This is a genomic window from Mesorhizobium sp. M0208 (assembly GCF_040322015.1).
Taxonomy (GTDB): domain Bacteria; phylum Pseudomonadota; class Alphaproteobacteria; order Rhizobiales; family Rhizobiaceae; genus Mesorhizobium.
Genome location: NZ_JAMYSP010000054.1, coordinates 25,001 through 30,041 on the forward strand (window position 1 = coordinate 25,001; position 5,041 = coordinate 30,041).

3 protein-coding genes, 1 tRNA gene and 2 rRNA genes (1 of these 6 only partly in view) are annotated in these 5,041 nt (G+C 59.2%); 3 read left to right on the plus strand and 3 right to left on the minus strand.

All coding sequences use genetic code 11. The features are described 5' to 3' along the window. From NKJ17_RS30985 to NKJ17_RS30995, 3 genes are all read left to right on the plus strand, one after another. Positions 1 to 2,069: ribosomal RNA gene (locus tag NKJ17_RS30985) — 23S ribosomal RNA — on the plus strand (it extends 738 nt beyond the left edge of the window). A gap of 96 nt (positions 2,070 to 2,165) precedes the next feature. After that, positions 2,166 to 2,280, plus strand: a 5S ribosomal RNA gene (gene rrf, locus NKJ17_RS30990). A gap of 138 nt (positions 2,281 to 2,418) precedes the next feature. Further along, positions 2,419 to 2,495, plus strand: a tRNA-Met gene (locus NKJ17_RS30995). A 564-nt stretch (positions 2,496 to 3,059) separates the two neighbouring features. On the opposite strand, the gene NKJ17_RS31000 is transcribed toward NKJ17_RS30995, so the two are convergent. From NKJ17_RS31000 to NKJ17_RS31010, 3 genes are all read right to left on the minus strand, one after another. Continuing rightward, the gene (locus tag NKJ17_RS31000; protein ID WP_352691524.1) at positions 3,060 to 3,566 is read right to left on the minus strand and encodes an L-2-amino-thiazoline-4-carboxylic acid hydrolase; all 507 of its coding nucleotides are present in this window, start codon (positions 3,564 to 3,566) and stop codon (positions 3,060 to 3,062) included. Beyond that, positions 3,563 to 4,354 carry an ATP-binding cassette domain-containing protein gene (locus tag NKJ17_RS31005; protein WP_352691525.1) on the minus strand — a complete coding sequence of 264 codons (792 nt, stop codon included), beginning with the start codon at positions 4,352 to 4,354 and terminating at the stop codon, positions 3,563 to 3,565. Before NKJ17_RS31005 ends, NKJ17_RS31000 begins: the two co-directional genes overlap by 4 nt. After that, on the minus strand, positions 4,351 to 5,041 hold a 691-nt coding region (locus NKJ17_RS31010), incomplete at its 5' end, for an ATP-binding cassette domain-containing protein (RefSeq protein ID WP_352691527.1). The genes NKJ17_RS31010 and NKJ17_RS31005, both read right to left, overlap by 4 nt.

Genomic DNA, 5,041 nt, shown 5'->3' on the forward strand with positions numbered 1-5,041 from the left:
GCCATGAGCAGGTTGAAGGTAAGGTAACACTTACTGGAGGACCGAACCCATAACTGTTGCAATAGTTCGGGATGACTTGTGGCTAGGGGTGAAAGGCCAATCAAACTCGGAAATAGCTGGTTCTCCGCGAAATCTATTTAGGTAGAGCGTCGACCGAATACCCCAGGGGGTAGAGCACTGGATGGGCTAGGGGTCCTCACCGGATTACCAAACCTAACCAAACTCCGAATACCTGGGAGTAATAGTCGGCAGACACACGGCGGGTGCTAACGTCCGTCGTGAAAAGGGAAACAACCCTGACCTACAGCTAAGGTCCCCAAGTTATGGCTAAGTGGGAAAGGATGTGAGGATCCCAAAACAACCAGGATGTTGGCTTAGAAGCAGCCATCATTTAAAGAAAGCGTAACAGCTCACTGGTCTAAATAAGGGTCTTTGCGCCGAAAATGTAACGGGGCTAAAGCCATACACCGAAGCTTAGGGTTTGCAGCAATGCAAGCGGTAGCGGAGCGTTCTGTAAGCTGATGAAGCCATACCCGTGAGGGATGGTGGAGGTATCAGAAGTGCGAATGCTGACATGAGTAACGTAAGGGGAGTGAGAGACTCCCCCGCCGAAAGTCCAAGGGTTCCTGCTTAAAGCTAATCTGAGCAGGGTTAGCCGGCCCCTAAGTCGAGGCAGAAATGCGTAGACGATGGGAACCACGTTAATATTCGTGGGCCTGGAGGAAGTGACGGATCATTGAGGTAGTCCAATCTTATCGGATTGAAAGGGCTGCTGCGTGGTTCCAGGAAATAGCTCCTCCTTATAGACCGTACCCGAAACCGACACTGGTGGACTGGTAGAGTATACCAAGGCGCTTGAGAGAACTATGCTGAAGGAACTCGGCAAATTGCACGCGTAACTTCGGAAGAAGCGTGACCCTTTCATGCGCAAGCATGGGAGGGTGGCACAGACCAGGGGGTAGCGACTGTTTATCAAAAACACAGGGCTCTGCGAAGTCGCAAGACGACGTATAGGGTCTGACGCCTGCCCGGTGCTGGAAGGTTAAGAGGAGGGGTGCAAGCTCTGAATCGAAGCCCCAGTAAACGGCGGCCGTAACTATAACGGTCCTAAGGTAGCGAAATTCCTTGTCGGGTAAGTTCCGACCTGCACGAATGGCGTAACGACTTCCCCGCTGTCTCCAGCATAGACTCAGTGAAATTGAATTCCCCGTGAAGATGCGGGGTTCCTGCGGTTAGACGGAAAGACCCCGTGCACCTTTACTATAGCTTTACATTGGCATTCGTAGTGGCATGTGTAGGATAGGTGGTAGGCTTTGAAACCTGGGCGCCAGCTCAGGTGGAGCCACCCTTGAAATACCACCCTTATCACTATGGATGTCTAACCGCGGCCCGTTATCCGGGTCCGGGACAATGTATGGTGGGTAGTTTGACTGGGGCGGTCGCCTCCTAAAGAGTAACGGAGGCGCGCGATGGTGGGCTCAGAACGGTCGGAAATCGTTCGCTGAGTGCAATGGCATAAGCCTGCCTGACTGCGAGACTGACAAGTCGAGCAGAGACGAAAGTCGGTCATAGTGATCCGGTGGTCCCGCGTGGAAGGGCCATCGCTCAACGGATAAAAGGTACGCCGGGGATAACAGGCTGATGACCCCCAAGAGTCCATATCGACGGGGTTGTTTGGCACCTCGATGTCGACTCATCGCATCCTGGGGCTGGAGCAGGTCCCAAGGGTATGGCTGTTCGCCATTTAAAGCGGTACGTGAGTTGGGTTCAGAACGTCGTGAGACAGTTCGGTCCCTATCTGCCGTGGGTGTAGGAATATTGAAAGGATCTGTCCCTAGTACGAGAGGACCGGGATGGACGGATCTCTGGTGGACCTGTTGTGGCGCCAGCCGCATAGCAGGGTAGCTATATCCGGACGGGATAACCGCTGAAGGCATCTAAGCGGGAAACCCACCTTAAAACGAGTATTCCCTGAGAACCGTGGAAGACGACCACGTTGATAGGCCGGGTGTGGAAGAGCGGCAACGCTTGAAGCTTACCGGTACTAATAGTTCGATCGGCTTGATCGTTCTCATTCCTAATGCCCATTTCTGGCGACAATCCCTGGATTGCGCCGAGATGGATGGCACAGAAAACAGCTTCTCGAGCAACGTGCGTTTTGCCGACCTGGTGGTTATGGCGGAGCGGCTGCACCCGATCCCATTCCGAACTCGGCCGTGAAACGCTCCAGCGCTGATGGTACTTCGTCTCAAGACGCGGGAGAGTAGGTCGCTGCCAGGTCTGCCAAGCGCACGTTGTTTAATCTTCTAATCTTCTCCTTACGAACAGGCCCGCCAACGGGACTCCGGGCCGCGCAAGCGGCCCTTTCATTTGGCGGAAGCTTGAATTCGGTGAGCCAAGGCTTACCTTTAGGGTTGACGCGGGGTGGAGCAGCCCGGTAGCTCGTCAGGCTCATAACCTGAAGGTCACAGGTTCAAATCCTGTCCCCGCAACCAAAATACGAAAACGGCCCGCCTTGTGCGGGCCGTTTTCGTATGCGCTGAAGTACGGCGACAGGACACTTAGCATTCAGCCGCCAATTTCTCGCGTATGTGTTCCGATCCACCTCTCATACATCGGGCGAATGGCCGATCGGGATTTACGACGCGCCAAAAGGGCGCGCTGCTGTCTTGACTGATATGCACCAAGTGCCGCCGCACAGTCACCGGGCAGCAGGCGTCTGCTCCGTATTTTGCCGCGAGCTTACGTCGTAGCTCTGCAGGGTCCGACAAGTGGCCAGGTCGTGCAGCCCGGAGCTCGTCAGCGACCATTTTCTCGGTTGGGATCAGCATGCTCTGCATAAGGGTCTTGCCTTTGCGTCTCGTTTTGACCACCGGCAATTCGCTCATAATTCACCTCCAGGAACTCCCTACGCAAGACGGACAAGGATGCCGCAATCCGACAAGTCTCGGATTGATTTGATTGCCGTGGCCTTACGCCGCTGGGAGTTTTTTGTTGGCCCTGTGCTGCCCAACCGAACGGAACTCTACGTCTTCGCCGACATGGCTCGAGTTGTAGCTCTAACCGGCATCCCGGTTGGTCAAAGCGATGTGGCAGCAGCCGAAACCGTGGCCCGGTGTCCAGGTGACATTGTCGAAGCGTACCCCGGTAGCCTCGAACAGGCCGCTATCGAAGGCGCCGGCGATGCGGCAGAGCGTGGCGAGTTTCTCGTCGTCGACGCCGGCTTCGACCCAGGCGTCCTTCAGCGGGCAGCGCCTGACCTTGAAGGCAATGCGGTCCGGACCGCGTTCGACGTCGGTCGGATACATGCGACCGCCATCCGGGCTGACGGCCAGGAACGCCTCGCCGATCGCCGGTGCGTCGTTGGGGCCGAAATCGGCGAAGGCCGCCGCCGCAACCTCCCTGCCTCGCCGGTCAATGGTGCGGATCATGATCGCCTCAGCCTTTTCCGCGCCAACTTCCGCGGTTAGCTCGTCGAGCAACAGACGATAGAGATCGGCACGGTTGCGGAAGGCGGAATCGAGTTCGCGTGACGGTTTTTCGGCTCGGGCTTCGGCGTCGGTCATGATGCGTCCCGTTCGATCCTCGACAGTCTTGGCGCTGCCGCCACCAGCGCCTTGCCGATCGCGGATTGCGGCGCGTCGATGACGGTGCGGGCATCGCCGCTCTCGGCAATCCGCCCGCCGTCCAGAATGGCGATGCGGTGGGCGATGGCACGGACGACGCCGAGATCGTGCGAAATGAAGAGATAGGCGATGCGCTCCTCGCGTTGAAGGTCGAGCAGCAGCCGCAGGATCTGCGCGCGCACCGAAACGTCGAGCGCCGACACCGCCTCGTCGAGCACGACCAGCGACGGTTTCGTGGCGATGGCGCGGGCGATTGCAACGCGCTGGCGCTGACCGCCGGAGATTTCGTGAATGGCGCGGCCGGCGAGACCGGCGCTGAGGCCGACGCGTTCCAGCAGAGCGACGATACGGCGCGGGCGTTCGGCGCGAGAGGCGATGTGATGGATGCGCAAGGGGTCGTCGAGCACACGTGCCACCGTGGCGCGTGGGTTCAAGGCGGCGAGCGGATCCTGAAACACCGTCTGCAGACGAGCGCGCCGGTCGCGCAACGCAGCGCCGTTCAACGACAGGAAATCACTGCCTTCAAATTCGATTCGGCCAGCATCGGCTTCGATGAGCCGCAGTATGAGCCGAGCGATCGTCGATTTGCCGCTGCCGGAAGGTCCGGCCAGCGCCAGCGTCTCGCCATACTCGATGTGGAAGGAAACATCGTCGGCCGCGGCGATGATCTTGCCGCCGCTACTGTATCGTTTGGTCAGGCCGGAAACGGCGAGCAGCGGACTGGTCATGTTCGCTGCAGCAGCGGCTCGGCGTCTAGGCCGAGATCGGCGTCGAGCAGCGCCCTTGTGTACGCGTGACGCGGCGCACTGACCACCTGCGCCGTCGCACCGAGCTCGAGCAGCTCGCCATGCCGGAACACGGCGATGCGCTCTCCAAGCTCAGCGGCCAGCCCGATGTCGTGGCTGATGAACAGCAGCGTCATGCCGTCCTCGGTCACGAGTCGCCGGATCAGCCCGACGATTTCGGCCTGCACGATGGTGTCCAGGGCACTGGTCGCCTCGTCGGCGATCAGCAGTTTCGGCCCGGCCGCGATCGCGGCGGCGATCGCCACGCGCTGCTTCTGGCCGCCGGAGAGCTGATGTGGAAAGGCGCGCAGAGCGGCATCGGGGTCGGGCAGACGGACGCGTTCGAGCAAGGCTTTTGCTCTGGCATAGGCGTGTCGCCAGTCAAGTCCGAGATGCGTGCGCGCGACTTCCGCGATCTGCTTGCCGATTGGCATGACCGGATCGAGACTGGCGGATGGGTCCTGGAAAACGAAGCCGATATCACGGCCTCCGGGGGGAACGAACTTAGGCCGGCGTTCCGTCGCGCCCCCCTCTGTCCTGCCGGACATCTCCCCCTCAAGGGGGTGTTTGGACCGGGGACATCGCGAACAGGTGTGCGAGGACATCGCGAACAGTTTGGCGCGCTTTGCG

Bases quoted from the DNA above. Each gene is read 5' to 3' on its own strand.
- NKJ17_RS31000 (WP_352691524.1), bottom strand. From the start codon at position 3,566: ATGACCGACGCCGAAGCCCGAGCCGAAAAACCGTCACGCGAACTCGAT.
- NKJ17_RS31005 (WP_352691525.1), bottom strand. From the start codon at position 4,354: ATGACCAGTCCGCTGCTCGCCGTTTCCGGCCTGACCAAACGATACAGT.